Origin of the sequence: Acanthopleuribacter pedis (assembly GCF_017377855.1) — a bacterium.
Taxonomy (GTDB): domain Bacteria; phylum Acidobacteriota; class Holophagae; order Acanthopleuribacterales; family Acanthopleuribacteraceae; genus Acanthopleuribacter; species Acanthopleuribacter pedis.
In genome coordinates, this window is record NZ_JAFREP010000049.1 from 23596 (window position 1) to 42623 (window position 19028).

Sequence of the window (19028 nt, forward strand, 5' to 3'; positions counted from 1 at the left end):
GCAACGTGCTGGAAAAATGCTCGCGGTTCTTTTAAATAGGCCCGCGCCTTCCAACACGGTTCGCTCCAGGATCTTGGCCGATTGCTACCCCTTAAATCCCACACTTAAGGTTGAAACCTGTCAGGTCATGCCGGCCTCGCCGGGATCCGCCACCGACGCCCTGTCGCTTCGAAACGATCCTTTGTGAAACCTAAACACGCGTTACCTACGTACAAGCAGCTATTACCCTCCACGGAGATCGCGGCACAACGTCACCTCGTGCGCATCTCGCGCCTCGCGGCGATTTTGGATTTATTCAGGAATACCTCAAGCATGATTGGTTCAAATGAAACGATTGCCTACAAGCGATCGCGTTTTTCGACCCGTTTACCCCGTCACTACCGTTATACCCAGGCCCATTTTTGGATCGCCGGCGAGGACGACGGTCTGTTGCGGGTCGGCCTCACCAAGTTTGCCACCCGCATGTTGGGTGATTTGGTGGAAACCGGCATTGAAGTACCGCTGGGGAACCGCATCCAAATCGGTGATGTCATTGGTTTTATCGAATGCCTCAAGGCTGCTTCCGACCTCTACGCCGTGGTCGAAGGCGAGGTCACCGCGTTTAACGAGGCGCTCAACGAATCGCCGCAATGGCTGGTCAAAGACGGCTACGGCAAAGGCTGGCTCTACGAGGTTCGCGGTACCGGCGAACCCAAGGCCCTCGACGCGGAAGGGTACGCCGCATTTTTGGATCAAACAATTGATCGCATGATTGGAGAAGGTTATGACGAACCCTGACGCCCTGGCGCGCTACATCATGATTGGTGGTTTTTTGGGGGCCGGCAAAAGCACCGCCATCGCCCGCTTGGCCGAACACCTCAGCGCACGCGGTTTGCGCGTCGGCCTGATCACCAACGACCAGGGCAACCGCCTCGTCGACACGCTGAACCTGGCCTCGCGCGGTTTTGACGTGGAAGAAATTCCCGGCGGCTGCTTTTGCTGCCGCTTCGATTCCCTGATGGAAGCCGCCGAAAACCTGTCGCGCGAAACCCGACCCGACGTCTTTATCGCCGAGCCCGTCGGCAGTTGTACCGACCTGGTCGCCTCCGTTTCCTACCCGCTGCGCCGCATTTACGGCGACCAATACCGCGTCGCCCCGCTCAGCGTGTTGGTGGACCCGCGCCGTGCCCGCCGCGTCTTGGGCCTCAGCGACGAACGCGGGTTCTCCGAAAAGGTCACCTACATTTATATGAAGCAACTGGAAGAAGCGGCCATGATCGTGATTAACAAACGCGATCTGCTCGACGACGCCGAATACGCGCAACTCGCCGACGCCCTGCGCGCGCGTTTCCCCGAGGCCGAGGTGATCGGCATTTCCGCCCGCGAGGGCTGGGAACTGGAACCTTGGTTCGACGCGATTTGGGACCGCGAACTCCCGCTCGGCGAAACCATGCCGCTCGATTACCGCATTTACGCCGAGGGCGAAGCCCTGCTCGGCTGGCTCAACGCTTCGCTCAAATTACGCGCCGCGGCGCTCACCGCCGGCGACTCGCTGCTGCAAAACTTAGCGCTCGCCGTGCAAAAACGCCTCAACAGCCTGCATATTGAAATCGCCCACTTCAAAATGACCCTCGACCCCCTCGACGGCAGTGGTGAAATCGCGGTGCTTAACTTGGTTGGTTCCGATTACCGGCCTGAATTTACCCAATCCCTGATGGACCCGCTCCAGCAGGGTGAATTGATCGTGAACCTCCGTGCCGAGGGCGATCCCGAACAACTGCGCGCCGTCCTTGAAGATGCCGTGGCAAGTTGTCAAAACGACGTCGTGCGCTGGGAGCTTGACCATTTAGAATGCTTCCGCCCCGGTGAACCCAAACCCATCTACCGCATGGCGCATGCCGAAGCGGATGTATAACCGAACCGTTGCCGTTTTCGGTTGAACCCCCACACGTTTTTGCCTGCAAGGAACCTCGCCCATGAATGTTACCGAAACGCCCGAATCAGCCTCGGCTGAAAAGCAAGACACCACCATCGTGTTTTGCCATTGCGCCTACACCAAAATTCTGCCGCAAAAAGTGAAGGACGGTGTCTTGGCCGGCCTGAAACAAAGCCAGGTCGCCGTGGAAGAAGTGGAAGATCTGTGTCGCATGTCGGCAGAGAAGGATCCGCGTCTCAAAGCGTTGGCCGACAAAAAAAGTCTCAAAATTGCAGCATGTTATCCACGCGCCGTGAAGTGGTTGTTCCACGCCGCCGAGAACCCACTCGACGAGGAAAACCACGAGGTACTCAACATGCGTGAGGACTCCGCCGAGGCCGTGTGCGAGGCGATTGTCGGTGAACCCGTCACCCTGCCGGAAGAGAGCCCCGAGGTGGTTGCCGAGAAAAGTCAGCCGTGGAAACCCTGGTTCCCCGTCATCGATTTCGACCGCTGTACCAACTGCATGCAGTGCCTCAGCTTCTGTTTGTTCGACGTCTACGGCGTTTCCGACGACAAGCAGATCCAGGTCAAGAACCCGACCAAGTGCAAAACCGACTGCCCGGCTTGCTCGCGGGTTTGCCCCGAGGCCGCCATCCTTTTCCCCAAATACCGCGCCGCACCCATCAACGGCGCCCCCGTCCAAGAAGCTGATTTGGAGCGGGAAAAAATGAAGGTCGACATTTCCTCCTTGCTCGGCGGCGACATCTACAGCATGTTGCGCGACCGCTCCACCCGCGCCCGCTCGCGCTTTTCCAAGGAACGCGACGAGGAACGCGCGCTCAAAGAACGCAAACGCTGCTTAAAGAAACTGCAGGAAACCCTGGACATTCCGCAAGAGCTGATGGAGCAACTGCCGTCGGCCGAGCAAATCCAAAACAGGTTCGAAAAAGCCTCGGAACAGCCGCCCACGGCTGAAGCTTAAGGTGCCGGGCCGCCTCGCCGGCCGTAATTTTCTTTGGTTTACGATAGGGAGCAACACTGATGAGTACCAGCGAATTTACACTTCCGAAAATCATTACCTCGCGGCCCGAGCGTCCCGCCGAGGGCAATGTCCCGCCGACCCAGGAATTGCGTCGCCAAATTAAGGACAAGGTGCGCGCCTACGTGACCGAAAAAGCCTTGATCCCGCCCATCCCCATCGACGACCTCAAGGTCCACGCGTTGGAACTTGCCGAGCGCGAGGCGATCCCCCACGATTTCCTCAACTTCTTGGCGGTTCTGATGAACAACCAGAGTTGGGAAGAAACGCTGGCCAAAATCCCCTTCAACCGCCGCTTGCTCTTGTTGCCCAAGTGCCTGCGCACCGAGGCCGTGTGCCCCGCGCCCTTCGACGAGTTCGGCCTGCTCTGCAAACAATGCGGCCAGTGTTCCTTGGAAGACCTGCAACTGGAAGCCGAAAAAATGGGTTACGCCGTGCTGATTGCCGAGGGTTCGGCGCTGGTCATGGCCATCATTGAAACCGGAAAAATCGACGCCATCGTCGGGGTTTCCTGTCTTTCCGTTTTGGAGCGCGCCTTCCCCTACATGGAAGCCGCCGCCGTGCCCGGCGTGGCCATCCCGCTGCTGCAGGGCGATTGCCTGGACACCAATGTCGATTTGGATTGGGTGTGGGATGCGATCCACCTGACCCACGACGACAAAACCCGGCGCCTCGATTTGGAAGAACTGCGCCGTGAGGTAAGTACCTGGTTCCGCGAAGAAAGCCTCGAAACCATCATGGGGCCCGCCTCCGGTGAGAGTGAACAAATCGCGCGCACCTGGCTTCGCAAAAACGGCAAACGCTGGCGTCCCTTCCTGGCTGCCTGTGTCGCCAAGGCCTTGGCCGAGGATCCCGAGGCGCCCCTGCCCGAGGGGTTCCACAAGTTGGCGGTCGGCATCGAGTGCTTCCACAAGGCTTCCTTGATTCACGACGACATTCAGGACGGCGACGCCTACCGCTACGGCGAGCAAACCCTGCATGAAATTTACGGCGAAGCCATGGCGATTAACATCGGTGACCTGCTCATCGGTGAAGGCTACCGCCTGATCGCCGAATGCGGCGCCGATCCCGTTGCCGTGGCTGAAATGCTGCGCATCGCCGCCGTCGGTCAACGCGATTTGTGCATTGGTCAGGGCCGCGAGTTGGAATGGCTGCGCACGCCTATGCCCCTGAAAGTCAACGACGTGCTCGGCATTTTTAGCAAAAAAACCGCGCCCGCCTTTGAGGTCGCCCTGCGCTGTGGTGCCGCCTTCGCCGGTGCCGACGCCAAGGTTCACGACGCCATGCAGCGCTACAGCGAAGCGCTCGGCATTGCCTACCAGGTTCACGACGATCTCCAGGATTCCGGCAGCGAGCACGAGGCCGACGACATCGAAGCGCTGCGGCCTTCCGTCTTATTGGCCATGGCGCACCAACGCGCCAAGGGTCCCGACAAGAAGTTGTTGACCCAACTGTGGTCGCGCCAGACCGGCGATCATCCCAACTTCTCCAAGGACGTCGCCCGCCTTTACGAAAAATACGAGATCGTGGATCGCGCCCAACAGTTGGAAAACCACTACCGCGATCAAGCCGTGAAATCGCTGCAAACGCTGGAGAGCATCAACCTGAAAGGGCTGCTGCGCCGCGTTTTGGGCAAAATTTTTGACGATATTGAAATTAAGGATTGGTGCCGTGAGTATGAGGCTCGAAATGCTGCAGACCGCGAGGCTCGCGCCCCGTTTACTGTCTGACGCCGCGTCACTCGTTGCCGAATTCACCCACGCACACCACCATCAAGCAGGCGGTTTCGCCGACCGCGCCGGTGATTGTGACCTGTACTACACCGTGTTCGGGCTCGGCAACCTTCTGGCGCTCCAAGAAACCGTACCGGCCGAGGCCTTGGTGGGTTACCTCCAAAGTTTCGGGTCCGGCGAAGATCTGGACCTGATCCACCGTTGCGCCTTGATCCGCGCTTGGGCCGGGCTGGGCGACGTCCCCGCCCAACACCACGACGCCCTGGCCGCGGGGCTTGAGCGCTACCGCAGCGCCGACGGCGGTTTTAACGAAACCCCGGACGAGGCGACCGGCAGCGCGTACGGTGCTTTTCTGGCCGTGGGTGCTTACCAAGACTTGAACCGCGAAACACCCCATGCCGACCGCATTTTGGCCTCCGTCGACGCTTTGCGCACCCAAGACGGCGGGTTCGGCAATTACCGCGATTTGCCCATGGGCACCACGCCCGCTTTTTCCGCCGCGGAAAACGTCAAACGCGCCTTGGGTCAACCGTTGCGCCCGGAAGACGGCGACTGGCTGTTGAACCAACGACAACACGGTGGTTTTCTCGCCGTGCCAGGTGCGCCCATGCCGGACCTACTTTCCACGGCCGTCGCTCTTTTCGCGCTTACCGCGCTGGGTGTTTCGCTTGAGGTTATCCGCGAACCATGCTTGGACTACATTGATAGCTTATGGGTTAACCGCGGCGCCTTTTACGGCAATTGGGGCGACGATATCCTGGACTGCGAGTATACTTTTTACGGTTTGCTCGCCTTGGGATGCCTTGCCTTGTGAAAAAAATGCCGAAGTGTGATCTAGCGCGAATTGTCGGCGATCGGTAAAAACGGTGCTTTATAAAATCGACGCCCGTGTCGATGTTATTTTGGTGCCCTCCAAACAACTTGAGATTGATTTGTTCATGCGGGAGTGATCATGACTGCACAAGGAATGAACCGTACCTTTGAACCGGCTGATTTCGCTTGGGCCCACAAATCCCTGATCGACGGCCTGCTCGGCTGGCGCGAACTCGACGGTTTTTGGGAAGGGGAATTGTCGACCAGCGCCCTGTCGACCGCCACCGCGGTGGTCGCGCTCTACCTCGTTGACGCGGAGCACCACCGCCCCATGGTGATTGACGGCGTGCATTGGCTGGCGCGCCACGCCAATAAAGACGGTGGCTGGGGCGATACCGTTCGCAGCGATTCCAACGTCAGCACCACTGCCTTGGCTTGGGCCGCCCTGTCGTTGGTGGACGATCCCGAAACCCGCGGCGCCCTGAAACGCGCCCAACAATGGTTGACCGACGCCATTGGCGGCACCGAACCGCGCCACATTGCCGACGCCATGAAATCCATTTACGGCGCCGACCAAACCTTCGCCGTCCCCATCATGACCATGTTGGCGCTGTGCGGCCGCATGGGTGAAGGGCGCGCGGCCTGGCGTCACATCAATCACTTGCCTTTTGAATTGGCCGCTTTCCCGCAAAAGTGGTACCGCATGCTGCAACTGCCCGTGGTGAGTTACGCCCTGCCCGCGCTGATTGCCATCGGCCAAGCGATCCAACACCACAAGCCGACCTGGAACCCCGTGACCGGCATGGCGCGGTTGCTCACCCGCAACAAAACCATGGACTTGTTGGCGCGGATCCAGCCCGAAAACGGCGGTTTCCTCGAGGCCGTCCCGCTGACTTCCTTCGTGGTGATGTCGCTGGCCTCCATGGGTTTAAAAGATCATCCCGTCGTGAAGAAGGGTTGTGACTTTCTCAAGTCCCTGGTGAAGCACGACGGATCCTGGGCGATTGACACCCATCTCGCCACTTGGCTGACCACCCTGTCGGTCAACGCGCTTTCACGGCACGGTCGTTTCCTCGGCGAACAAGACAAAAGCAAGCTGTTAAAGTGGTTGTTGGATCAGCAATACCACGGTGTCCATCCCTTTACCGGCGCCGATCCCGGCGGCTGGGCCTGGACCCCGTTGCCGGGGGGCGTGCCCGATGCTGACGATACCTCGGGTGCCGTGATTGCTTTGTCGAACTTGGTGCCGTCCGGCCACGAGGCCGACGAACCCGCCAAGCTGGGGCTCGGCTGGTTGGCCGGCCTGCAAAATCGCGACGGCGGCATGCCCACTTTTTGCCGGGGTTGGGGGAACCTGCCCTTTGACCGCAGCTGTCCCGACATCACGGCGCATGCGCTGCAAGCCTTTGCCGCCTGGAAATTCCGCGGCGTGGTTGGCGACGAGTGGGACGGCACCATCGAAGATGCCAAGCAGTATTTGGTCAAAAACCAGCGAGCCGACGGCAGTTGGGTGCCGCTGTGGTTTGGTAACCAAGGCGACGAACACAACGAAAACCCCGTGTACGGGACCGCCCGCGTGTTGCTGGGTTTGCAGGCCTGGTGGGCGATGGAAGAAAAAGAAGACACCCAATTGGTGACCATGATCCGGCGCGGTCGCGCTTGGCTGCGCAACCAGATCAACGAGGACGGTGGTTACGGGGGCGCACGGGGTTTACCTTCGTCGATTGAAGAAACGGCGTTGGCGATTGAGGCCTTGGCCGTGGGTTTGCCCGACCAGGTCGTCGAGGATCCCGCGCTGGTTGCGGATTGGCACCGCATCCAATCGGCGGTAGCTTGGTTGATCGACCACGTACGCCTCAAGGGGGAAATGGAAGCGGCCCCGATTGGCTTTTACTTCGCCAACCTGTGGTATTTCGAGCGGTTGTACCCGCTCATCTTCGCAACCGGCGCCTTAAACGCGGTGGCCGCCAAGCAGGCCTGGTTCCGCGTCGCCCCGGGTTTGGTCTCAATCCCGGCCTAGCCGCCACGGGGGTGAACCGGCAAACGAAATGCTCGAACGGGGGCGATCCGGCAAACGAAATGCTCGCACGGGGGCGATCCGGCAAACGAAATGCTCGCACGGAGGCGATCCGGCAAACGAAATGCTCGCACGGGGGCGATCCGGCAAACGAAATGCTCGCACGGGGGCGATCCGGCAAACGAAATGCTCGCACGGGGGCGATCCGGCAAACGAAATGCTCGCACGGGGGCGATCCGGCAAACGAAATGCTCGAACGGGGGCGATCCGGCAAACGAAATGCTCGAACGGGGGCGATCCGGCAAACGAAATGCTCGCACGGGGGCGATCCGGTAAACGGAATGCTCGCGCGTGGCTGATCCGGCGCACCCCAACGGGGTCGCACACCGAAATGGTTGGACCACCACTAATTTGAGCTGTGAGCCGGAGGCGAATTTCAACTGGTTACGCTGAAGGCGTTATGAGATTTCAGCCTAGGGTAAACGGTTGTGAAACAACCGTTTACCCTAGGTCCCCGGGAGTTCCCGTCGTGCAGGCCGCTGAAGGCGCCGGCCAAACAACACCCCACCGAACCCAATGGATCAACACCACCCACACCGAACGAACCAACACCACCCACACCGAACGAACCAACACCACCCACACCGAACGAACCAACACCACCCACACCGAACGAACCAACACCACCCACACCGAACGAACCAACACCACCCACACCGAACGAACCAACACCACCCACACCGAACGAACCAACACCACCCACACCGAACGAACCAACACCACCCACACCGAACGAACCAACACCACCGAAAACCCGACCCTGACGCCATGAAACGCCGCGGGGTTTGAACCCCAGGCGCCTCGGGTGTCAACGCCTTCAGCGTTTTCCTCTCCGTGAACCCCAGAGACCCAGGGTACGACCATTTTCAATGGTCGTACCCGGGGCTGACCTATGGCCCTCCTTCAGAGGGCGTACAGGGTGGCGAGGCGGCGCCTCGCGTTCATTCAAAGCATGGTCCGTAGATGGGGTGGTGCGGCCCGCTCCGGTACACGCACACGCGTGTGCTGAAGTGGCGCGCCGGGTCGGCAAGCGTCCAAAGAGGGGGTTTCCGTCGAGCAGGCCGCTGAAGGCGCCGGCCAAACAACAACGCGGCCAACCAGGGATCACGCCGGATGAACCACAGCCCAAACAGGTCCCCGCCCGGTCGCCACAAGGCCAAACCCAACCCATCCGCTTCACGAAATGCTAAAATGGGGCAATTTCCATTTGATGACGCTGGATTCTTCGTTGCTCCTCGCCGCCTTTTGCGGCAAGATAAGCATCCCCATTTCTGCTTTTGTGAGAAAATGGTGAGAATTTGTGGCGCTGCTTCTGAAGGAGTTAACCCCGATGTTCGAACCGATTCGTTTCATCCTCAATGATCGTGAAGTGACCACCACCCTGCCGCCCGGCACCGTGATGCTTGACTTTTTACGCAAACATCAACGCTTGGTCGGCACCAAAATCGGCTGTCGCGAGGGCGATTGCGGGGCTTGTACCGTGCTGGTCGGCGAATTGGAAGACGGCGTCATGCGCTACCAGTCGATGACTTCCTGCATCATGCCCGTTGCCAACGCCCACGGCAAACACATCGTCTCCATCGAAGGTTTGAACGTCAAAGACCTCACCCCCTACCAGCAGGCCATGGTCGACGAGGCCGGCACCCAATGCGGTTTCTGCACCGTCGGTTTTATCGTGTCCTTTGCCGGTTATTGTCTGGCCGAGGGCAAAGCGACCCAGGAAGACGCCGTCGCCGCCGTCGACGGCAACATTTGCCGCTGCACCGGTTACAAATCCATCGAACGCGCCGCCGCCAAGGTGGTTGACCTGCTGCAAGAACGGCCGACCCAAACCGACGCCGTGCTTCCTTGGCTGGCCGAACACGATTTTTTGCCCGCTTATTTTCCCGGCATTCCCGCCCGGTTGGCAGCCCTCCAAGACGGGCTCAACACCTTAAAAACTGAAAACGATACCGTCGTCGTCGGCGGCGGCACCGATCTCTTCGTTCAGCGGCCCGAGGCCATGGCCGCCCAGCGCAAACTCACCCTGGTGTTCGACCGTTCCCACAAAGAACAGATTTACCAAGACGGCGGCAAGGTCATCATCCGTTCCTCCGCCACCGCCGAGGACATGCGTTCCTCCGCCCTGATGCAGCGTTTGTTTCCCCAAATTCGCACCTACATGAAGCTGGTCTCCTCCACGCCCATCCGCAACATGGGTACCGTCGTCGGCAACCTGGTTAACGCCTCGCCGATTGGCGACCTGACCTGTTTTTTGTTGGCCAATGATGCCGAGGTCGTGTTGCAAAGCGACGCCGGCCCACGCGTGGTGCCGCTGCGTTCCTTTTATAAAGGGTACAAAACCCTGGATCGGGAGCCAGGCGAGGTTGTTGGGGAAGTGCGCTTTGAGGCGCCGCGCGGCAAGGTTTGGTTTAACTTCGAAAAAGTCTCCAAACGGACCCATCTCGACATCGCCTCCGTCAACAGCGCGATCCGCATGGAATTTGACGGCGATACCGTGACCCGCGCTTTTTGTTCCGCCGGCGGGGTCGGTCCCACGCCCCTGTTTCTTGACAAGGTCACCGCCTTGCTGACCGGCAAAGCGCTCAGCGCCGAATTGGTGGCACAAGCCGCCGATGCCGCCGCCGCCCAGGCCACGCCGATTAGCGATGCACGCGGTGAAGCCCGCTACAAGCGCCTGTTGCTGCGACAACTCATCTTTGCCCATTTTCAAGTACTGGCGCCGGGCCTGGTCGACATGGAGGTTGCCCGATGAAAAATATTGATTCACGGGGTCATGTTCGCGGGGAAAGTATTTATGTCGACGACATGCCCGTCCGCGAGGGCACCTTGCACGCCGCCGTGTTCGGCGCGCCTTACGCCCACGGTCACATCAAACGGCTGGATGTTTCCGCCGCCCAACGCGCGCCCGGCGTGTTTACCGTGTTAACCGCCGCCGACATTCCCGGCGAAAACCAAATCGGCGGCATCATTCCCGACGAGCCCTTGCTGGCCGAGGACGCCTTCCACTTTAACGGGCAGCCGATTGCCGTGGTGTTGGCCGACAGCGAGGACCAGGCACGTGCCGCCTTGGAACATATCGAACTGGAATACGAAAAGTTACCCGTTATTACCGATCCGCGCGAGGCCCGCGCCAAGGGCGAACTGCTCCATCCACCGCGTACCTTCCAGCTCGGCGATGTGGACACCGCCTGGGCCGCCTGTTCTCACGTTTTTTCCGGTCGTGCCGATTCCGGCGGTCAGGAACATTTGTACCTCGAAGCCCAGGGTGCCTACGCCCATCAGGTTGAGAACGGCGGGGTTCGCGTCTATTCTTCCACCCAGGGGCCCACCGCCGTGCAGCGCACCGCCGCCAAGGTTTTGGGTGTGCCCATGCACCTCGTCGAGGTCGATGTCACCCGCTTGGGCGGCGGTTTCGGTGGCAAGGAAGACCAGGCCACGCCTTGGGCCGTCATGGCCGCCTTGGGCGCCCTTGTCACCGGTCGCGCCGTGAAGGTGGTCCTGCATCGCCTGGACGACATGCGCATGACCGGCAAACGCCACCCCTACAGCTCGGATTTTAAAATCGGCTTAGACAAAGACCTGAAGATCGTGGCCTACGAGGCTTCCTTCCACCAGGACGCCGGCGCCGCCGCCGATTTGTCGCCCGCCGTGTTGGAACGCACCTTGTTCCACTGCACCAACAGTTATTTCGTGCCCAACGTCAAAACCACCGCCTATCCCTGCCGCACCAACGTGCCGCCCAACACCGCCTTCCGCGGGTTTGGCGGGCCGCAGGGCATGTTCGTGATCGAAGCCGCCATTTGCCACGCCGCCGAGCAGTTGGGCGTGCGCCCGGAACAGATCCAAAAGGCCAACCTCTTGAGCGAGGGCGACAGCTTCCCCTACGGCCAGAAAACCGTGGGGTGTTTGGCGCAACGGGCCTGGGGCCAAACCGAGGAGCAATACGGCTATGCCGCCTTGTTGGGAAAACGCGATACCTTCAACGCCGCCAACCGGTTCCGCAAAAAAGGCATCGCCATGCAGCCGATTTGTTTCGGCATTTCCTTCACCAAAACCCACATGAACCAAGCCGCCGCGCTCGTGCATATTTACAGCGACGGCAGCATTGGTGTCAGCACCGGTGCCGTGGAAATGGGCCAAGGCGTGAACACCAAGATGTTGCAGGTCGCCGCCGGCATTTTTTCCGTCTCCGCCGACCGACTCAAAATCGAAACCACCAACACCACGCGCGTCGCCAACACCTCGCCCACCGCCGCCAGTGCGAGTGCCGACCTCAACGGCAAAGCCCTTGAGAAGGCCTGTGACTGCTTGCGGGATCGGCTGCTGGAACAGGCCGCGCGCGAACTCGGTCGCGCCGACACCGCCGGCTTGTCCCTCAAAGACAACGCCGTGTGGGCCGACGGTGCCGCCACCGACCTGAGCTGGGAGCGCCTGGTGATGAGCGCCTACCTCAACCGGATCAGCCTGTCCCAGCAAGCCCACTACGCCACGCCCGGCCTGCATTTCGATACCAACACCGAAAAAGGCGAACCTTTTGCCTACCACGTTTACGGGACCGCCCTGTACGAGGTCACCCTCGACATCATTCGCGGTACCTACGCATTCGACGCCGTCCACGTGGTCCACGATTTCGGCCAAAGCATGAACCCGATCATCGACCTGGGGCAAACCGAGGGCGGTTTGGTGCAGGGCATGGGTTGGATGACCATGGAAGACCTGCTCTACGACAAGGAAGGCCGCCTGATGTCGAACGCGCTCTCGACCTACAAAATCCCCGACATCTACGCTGTTCCCAAACAAATGGACGTGACCTTCATTGACACCGAGGGCGCACCGCTCGCGATTCTCAAATCCAAGGCCGTCGGCGAGCCGCCGTTGATGTACGGCATGGGTGCTTACTTCGCCATTCGTGACGCGATCCGCGCTTGGCGGGACACCAAAGCCATGGCGTTTCACGCGCCCATGACGCCGGAGCGCGCCCTGTTGGGGCTGTACCCCGATTTCGCCGACGAACCCGTTGTGGACCAAGAAGTTGCCTCCGGTGCCAATGACTAATCCGCCCAACCATATCGGCGACGCCCGTTTCCAAGCGGCCCACGCCTGCCTGGCCGCGGGTGTTCCTCTGGTGCTTTTGTTGGTGGTCCGTGCCGAGGGCAGCACGCCCGGTCGGCCCGGTTTCAAGATGGTGGTGCCCGAGGAAGGGGAGACCGTCGGCACCATTGGCGGCGGCATCATGGAATTCCGCTTGCGCGAACAGGCGCTGCGCATGCTTGCCGACCGCGAGCAGGCGCCGCGCTTGATCAAGCAGGTCCACCATAAAAAAGCGCCCCTCGCCGAGCAGTCCGGCATGATTTGCGCCGGTAGCCAGTGGCAAATTCTGTGGCCGGTTTACCCAGACCAGGCACCGTTGTTCCAACGCATCATCGACCACCACGCGCGTCAGGAAGCCGTATGGCTGAACCTAAGCGCGCATCAAGCCCCGCGATTAAGTCCGGTCGAGGCTGACGCCGACCCCTTCCATTTTGAACAGAGCGGCGATTCCTTTGTGTGGCGTGAGCGCCTGGGTGTCGTGGACACTGTTGTGGTCATCGGTTCCGGGCACGTCGGTTTGGCTGTTTGTCGGACCCTGCAAACCTTAAACGACTTACGCGTGGTCGCCGTGGATCATCGCGATGATGTGGCCACCTTTCGCGACAACGCGTTCGCGGATGAAAAACACCACCTACCCATGGCGCGGGTGGGGGCCTTGGTACCCGACGGCAGCCATATCTACGTCGTGATTGTGACCACCGGATTCGATCATGACGCCGAGGCCTTGTACCAGGTGATCGACAAAAACATCGCCTACCTTGGCTTGATGGGCTCGAAGGCCAAAATCGCCGAGATTAAGCGGCGCTTGCTGGAACGGGGCGTGACGTCGTCCGCATTTGACAAGGTGGCCATGCCCATCGGCCTGCCCATCGGCGCCGAAACCCCTGCCGAAATCGCCGTCAGCATCACCGCCCAAATCATCGCGCGGCGCCGATCCTTCAACCGGGAAGGCGCGATTTAACCTGCTATTTGGGTTCGGGTTCAAGCCACGCGGGTAATTCCGTTGCCAAGGCCAAGCAGGCCACCGGCGCGTGGCGCATCAACACCGCGCGGCTAACGCTCCCGCTGGTGACCGCCACCGCATCCATCGGTACGTCTTCCGCCATCGCCATATCCAAATCACTGTCGCCGATCATCAAACAGATATTCGGCGTGACCCCGGCGATGCGGCAGAGTTCCGTCAAAAAACGGGGGTCCGGCTTGGGGAACGACTCGTCGCCGCACAAGCTGTGGCTGAAGAAGGGGGCGACGCCGTTGTTGTTCATTTCGCGTTCCAAACCCACGCGTGACTTGCCGGTTCCGATCAGCAGTTGGTATCCGGCGTCTTTTAGGGTTTGCAGCATGTCGGGAACGCCATCAAAAAGCGTGGCTTGCGGAACACTGTCCCCACGCCAGATGGTGCGGTACAAGGCCGCCAGTTCCGGCAAAACGGCCTCGTTGGGGGCGACCTGGCGCAAAGCGGTGGCAATCGGCAGGCCGATGGTGGCTTGTATGGCGTTGTCCGCGGGTGGGGTTAACCCGAGCTGCCGAAAACTTTCCTGGAAACACCGCACGATGCGCGGAATCGAATCAATCAGCGTCCCGTCCCAATCAAAAATCAAGGTGGGATAACGCAACCCAGCCATAACCAACCGCCTTTTCGAGGAGTGAAGCGCGCCAAGGAGACGCGCCAAAGCGCTAAGCCTAAACCAAGTCGGCGGCTAAGGAAAGCGCGACCGACGACCTGTCCCCGGCGCCGGCTCGAACGCGACGCCGTTCTGGTGGGACCCATGGTTAACCAAGGGCTGGGAAGATGAGGGTTGCGGCCGTTATTTGACCCGGGATTTGAGCTCTTCCGCGATCCAAAACAGCCAGGGGTCGAACTCTTCCGTGCACGGGAACTCGGGATCGAGCTCGCATTCGACTTTGGCGCCCATGACCCGGAAGTTTTGGAGGACCAGGGCGTCCTTGCGCAGTTCTTCCCAATCATGGGGCGCGTCGAAGTTCAGGCTCTGCGCGCGCATTTTCAGCCAGCCAAGGAAGGTCAGGCCGTCCTGGTCGTCGATGTGGTTGAGGTAATCGGCGACAAAACGGTCTTCCGCGACACTGGTGCGAAGTTTGGCCACCACCTGGTACCCGATGGTGTTGGCGCGACAGTGAACGATGGCGCGAAACAGATTGCCGCCGATGAATGCGCCGCGCGGTTTGAAACGCAAGTTGTGAAAATCGTTCACCAAGTTTGAATCGGCTTTTTTCATAAAGTGCTGAAAGGTGTCCCAATCGTCGTACCGCAACGCTTGGTACAGCTTGTCTGTCAGGGCTGTCCAATCTTGTTGGGCGGCTTGCGTCGCCGGTGAAGAGATCGGCAAAAAACATAAAAACAAAAGTGCTGTCATGGTGAAGTTCTCCGTGAAGCGGCTGCCTCAGCCGTTCATTCTACCTAAGAACCGCGCGTTATCGCGCCTCTTAGGTTTTATGCCAAGTCGTTTTCGTTGAACCCTGGGTTTTGTTGGGAATGCGGTGTCGTTGTGCGCCTTGGGTCAACCGGTGCCGCGTTTTTTTCGCTCGGGGTGTTTGGTATGGCTTTTCCGCCGTTTGTGTCAAAAGGTCCCCGGGCGGGTGATTCAGGGTGCGGATGGCAACTGGGGTTCCCGGTCGGGCGGCGGATGGGTTCAGGACTTGGTGATGCCTATTGTGCGACGGAGTTTGCTTGCGGGTCAACTGGTTGCGTGCTTCGCACCCCCGCTGCTTGCTTCCTGCGTGCGCCCCGGTACCGCCGACCCGGTTTCAGGATTTTTTTCAATCGGTTTTACCGCAAAACGGCCGTGTTGGCAGAATTTTGGGCTGGACGGTTCGTATTTTCCCGTGGTAGTTTACCGGCAATATACCGAAGAACATTTTGCCTAAATGGTTTCGCTTAGAGGCAGCTAGCTGTTTTCCTCAAGCGCGCGAAACCGCCAAGGCCGTTCGCTTTTCCAACGTCGCGTTTATCTCTATCCATTCAGCCCCGGCACGTTTTCGCGCCCGCGGTTGGCCTTTTCGATAAAACCGCGGGGTTTGGCTTTCTTGATCGCTGAACGTGACCACCGTTTCCGGGTGAATTCGTTTTTCGGACCAGGGAGCTTTGGAGATTTATGATGAAGTCGAATAAGGACCGCTTTGCCCTTTGGATGATGACCTGCGCGACGCTGTTGTTTTGGCTTGTCCCCAACCTCGCGTTTGCCCAAGAGTCGAGCGACAACGAGGACGAGGAAGAAGTTCAAGTCGCCGAAGAAATTACCGTTACCGGTTCGCGCATTCGCAAGAATCCGCTCAATGAACCGGCGCCTGTCATGGAACTCGAAAAAGAAGATCTGGAAAAATCCGGTCTGACCAACCTCGGTGCCACCCTGCAACAATTACCTGTCATGGGTAGCGCCATCAACACCCGCTTCAACGTACCCGGCAACTCCGGTTTCCCTCAGGATGGGACCGGTATCGGCGCGGGCGCCGTTCAGCTTTCACTGCGCAACATCGGCGCCAAACGGACCCTGGTTCTGGTGGACGGCAAACGCTGGATCGCCGGTGCCTCGGCATCCGGTGTTCCCAGCGCCGTTGACCTCAACACCCTGCCCGCCAACGCCATCAAACGCATTGAGGTGCTGCAAGACGGTGCCTCCGCCATTTACGGCTCCGACGCCATCGGCGGGGTTGTCAACATCATCACCGAAACCGACTTTGACGGCCTCAAATTTGATTTCCACCAAAGTGAATTCATGAGCACCAACGACGGCGAGACCAACGAGGTTTCCATGTTGTGGGGCGGCGGCAATGACCGTTCCCGCTTCACCGTCAGCTTGTCTTACGCCGAAGAGCGCGACATCCTCACCGCCGACCGCGCCCAATCCGCTTTCCCCACGCCTTTTGGTGACTCCTGTTTGGACGGCGGCTGTTCCTCCTTCACCCCGCAAGGTCGTTTCATTTTGGGACCCGCGTTTGATTTCGCGGACATCACCCTGAACAACGGCGTGCTCAACGACGGCGGCGCCAGTGTTCCGTTTTTTGATCCCAACAACCCGGCCAGTGGCGATTTCCACGGTTTCTCCGCCGCCGACCGTTTCAACTTCAACGGTCCCGGCTTCAACTTCTTGGCGACCCCCAACCAACGGGTGAACCTCTTCATCAATGCCCGCCACCAAATCAACGACAATGTGCGTTTGGTTGCCAAGGCCACCTACACCAACCGCCAATCCAAAACCAAAGGCGCACCCGAGCCGCTGTGTTTCGGCGCCGGTTGCGGGAACCGCATTTCCGAAAACATCGTGATTGATGCCGACCAGATCTACAACCCCTTCGGTGTCGACCTGTCCGTTGCCGACGGCACCTTGGAATTCTTCGGGCGTCGTCCTTTGGAATCCGGTCCCCGTATCTTCGACCAGGACATCAACACCTACTTCGGTTCCGTTGGTTTGGAAGGTCATTTCGTGACCGACAGCGACCGCATCTTCTCTTGGGACCTCACCGCATCCTACGGCGACAACCGCGGTTTCCAGCAGAAACACGGTGCCCACAACATGGCGCGGATCGCCATCGCCTTGGGTGACCCCGCGCTTTGTGCGGCGACGCCCAACTGCGTTCCCTTCAACCTGTTCGGTGGCCAAGGCCCCAACGGTACCGGTTCCATTACCCCGGAAATGTTGAACTACATCAGCTACGTCCAGCGGGATTTCAGTGAGCAGACCTTGATTGATTTCGCCGGTAACATCACCGGTGACCTCTTCCACCTGCCTGCCGGCAACGTCGGTTTCGCCGCCGGTTTCGAGTACCGCGAGCACGACGGTTCGTTCCAACCGGATCCCGTTGCCGCCAGCGGTGAAACCGCCGGTATTGCTTCCGGGCCCACCGCCGGTGCCTTCGACGTAACCGAGTTCTACGGCGAGGTCAACGTCCCGCTGGCCATCGAAAAACCCGGCCTCGATTATTTGGAATTCAACCTTGCCGGTCGTACATCCGACTACAGCAACTTCGGTGACGAAACCACCTACAAAGCCGGCGCCTTGTGGCGTCCCGTTCGCGATCTGTCGCTGCGTGCTTCGGTCTCCACCGGGATCCGTGCACCCGGTATTGGTGAATTGTTCGGCGGCGCCGCCCGTGAGGATTTCACCTTCTTGGATCCTTGTGCCGACGTTTTGGGTTTGATTGGTTCCGCCAACGGTGGTCGTGACACGCCGCAATCGCAGCAGATCATCGACAACTGTGGTTCGCTCGGCTTGCCCACCGACCTGATCCAACGCAACCCGCAGCTTTCCGCCGTCTCCGCCGGTAACGAGCGGCTCACCGCGGAAACCTCGGACAACCTCGCCTTCGGTTTGGTGTACAGCCCCTCCTTCGTACAAAACATCGACTGGGCCGACCGCATCACCGTGTCCGTGGATTTCTACGAATTGGAAATTGATAACGCCGTGCAAGGTCGCGATCCCGGCGAATTGATCGACGCCTGTGTCAACACCTTGGACCCCTTCTTCTGCGACGCCATCGAGCGTACTTCCAACGGCAACATCAACCTCGTTGACAACCAACTGCAGAACATCGGTGGTATCGAGGCTTCCGGTTACGACTTTTCTCTGGGTTACGCCTCACCGCGCACCAGCGTGGGTAGCTTTGGTTTCCTAATGAACGCCACCTTCCTCGATGAGTTCATCGAACTGACCGACAACCCCGACGGCAGCCTGACGCGCAATGATCGCACCGGCACCATCACCGACGAAACCTTCCAACGCGCCTTCCCCGAAACGCGCATGCGTTCCTCGCTGAGTTGGGACCTCGACAGCATGGGTGCCGACCTGACCTGGCGGTACGTGGATTCCATGACCATGGCCTCTGGCAACGAACTGGATTCGGCGGTTTTCACCGACTTCCAATTCCGCTACCGTCGCCCCCTCGGCAAAAACATGTTCTCCTTCGTGATTGGCGCCAACAACGTTTTGGACGAAGATCCGCCCACCTGCGATTCCTGCGGTGTTATCGGCATGAGTCCTGTTGTTCACGATCTTCCCGGCCGCGTCGGCTACGTCCGCCTCGGCTGGCAAATGTAACCCCACCCAATCACCCGAGCCGTCCTCGCGGGGACGGTTTGGGTAACCCACAACCGAAAATAGCCGAGTTGCCCTGTTGAAACGGCAACCACTCAAAGAACAAGCGGAAGTTGGCAACGGCGTTTCACAGGCCTGCTCGCTTCCGCTTTTTTTTGTGCATCAGAGGGGGAACGCGCGTTTTTTTGAAGATCCAGATTAAGGTGCTTGTTTTGTTATGTTTGTGACTTTTTGGGGTGGGCCTTGCCCGTGATTTTTGAAAAAGTGACCCTTCCGATCACCGGATTCTCTTTTAAAATGCGCGGGTAGTTGTAATCGTCCGTGT

13 protein-coding genes are annotated in these 19028 nt (G+C 59.6%); 11 read left to right on the forward strand and 2 right to left on the reverse strand.

The window, feature by feature from the left end:
- Positions 1–312: 312 nt before the first annotated feature.
- From J3U88_RS31800 to J3U88_RS31845, 10 genes are all read left to right on the forward strand, one after another.
- Positions 313–777: a glycine cleavage system protein H gene (locus tag J3U88_RS31800; RefSeq protein ID WP_207863061.1), complete on the forward strand. Its 465-nt coding sequence runs from the start codon at positions 313–315 to the stop codon at positions 775–777.
- Entirely contained in the window at positions 764–1894 is a 1131-nt protein-coding gene (locus J3U88_RS31805) for a GTP-binding protein (protein ID WP_207863062.1), read from the forward strand. Before J3U88_RS31800 ends, J3U88_RS31805 begins: the two co-directional genes overlap by 14 nt.
- A 61-nt stretch (positions 1895–1955) precedes the next feature.
- Entirely contained in the window at positions 1956–2879 is a 924-nt protein-coding gene (locus J3U88_RS31810; RefSeq protein ID WP_207863063.1) for a 4Fe-4S dicluster domain-containing protein, read from the forward strand.
- 59 nt (positions 2880–2938) lie between these two features.
- Entirely contained in the window at positions 2939–4666 is a 1728-nt protein-coding gene (locus tag J3U88_RS31815) for a polyprenyl synthetase family protein (RefSeq protein WP_207863064.1), read from the forward strand.
- Entirely contained in the window at positions 4626–5483 is an 858-nt protein-coding gene (locus J3U88_RS31820; RefSeq protein WP_207863065.1) for a prenyltransferase/squalene oxidase repeat-containing protein, read from the forward strand. The genes J3U88_RS31815 and J3U88_RS31820 overlap by 41 nt, the downstream gene beginning before the upstream one ends.
- 138 nt (positions 5484–5621) lie before the next feature.
- The gene (locus J3U88_RS31825; RefSeq protein ID WP_207863066.1) at positions 5622–7502 is read left to right on the forward strand and encodes a prenyltransferase/squalene oxidase repeat-containing protein; all 1881 of its coding nucleotides are present in this window, start codon (positions 5622–5624) and stop codon (positions 7500–7502) included.
- Positions 7503–8028: 526 nt separating this feature from the next.
- Positions 8029–8331, forward strand: a complete 303-nt coding sequence (locus J3U88_RS31830) for a hypothetical protein (protein WP_207863067.1) — start codon at positions 8029–8031, stop codon at positions 8329–8331.
- Positions 8332–8889: 558 nt separating this feature from the next.
- Entirely contained in the window at positions 8890–10314 is a 1425-nt protein-coding gene (locus tag J3U88_RS31835) for an FAD binding domain-containing protein (protein WP_207863068.1), read from the forward strand.
- Positions 10311–12617, forward strand: a complete 2307-nt coding sequence (locus J3U88_RS31840) for a xanthine dehydrogenase molybdopterin binding subunit (protein WP_207863069.1) — start codon at positions 10311–10313, stop codon at positions 12615–12617. The genes J3U88_RS31835 and J3U88_RS31840 overlap by 4 nt, the downstream gene beginning before the upstream one ends.
- On the forward strand, positions 12610–13614 hold the full coding sequence (locus J3U88_RS31845; RefSeq protein WP_207863070.1) for an XdhC family protein: 1005 nt from the start codon (positions 12610–12612) through the stop codon (positions 13612–13614). The genes J3U88_RS31840 and J3U88_RS31845 overlap by 8 nt, the downstream gene beginning before the upstream one ends.
- 4 nt (positions 13615–13618) lie before the next feature.
- Here J3U88_RS31845 and J3U88_RS31850 read toward each other — a convergent pair whose 3' ends face one another.
- Together J3U88_RS31850 and J3U88_RS31855 are read right to left on the reverse strand one after the other, a co-directional pair.
- On the reverse strand, positions 13619–14278 hold the full coding sequence (locus J3U88_RS31850) for an HAD family hydrolase (RefSeq protein WP_207863071.1): 660 nt from the start codon (positions 14276–14278) through the stop codon (positions 13619–13621).
- 183 nt (positions 14279–14461) lie between these two features.
- Entirely contained in the window at positions 14462–15028 is a 567-nt protein-coding gene (locus J3U88_RS31855) for a hypothetical protein (RefSeq protein ID WP_207863072.1), read from the reverse strand.
- 738 nt (positions 15029–15766) lie between these two features.
- Here J3U88_RS31855 and J3U88_RS31860 point away from each other — a divergent pair.
- Positions 15767–18706, forward strand: coding sequence for a TonB-dependent receptor plug domain-containing protein (locus J3U88_RS31860; protein WP_207863073.1), 2940 nt, complete (start codon positions 15767–15769; stop codon positions 18704–18706).
- The last annotated feature ends 322 nt before the right edge of the window (positions 18707–19028 follow it).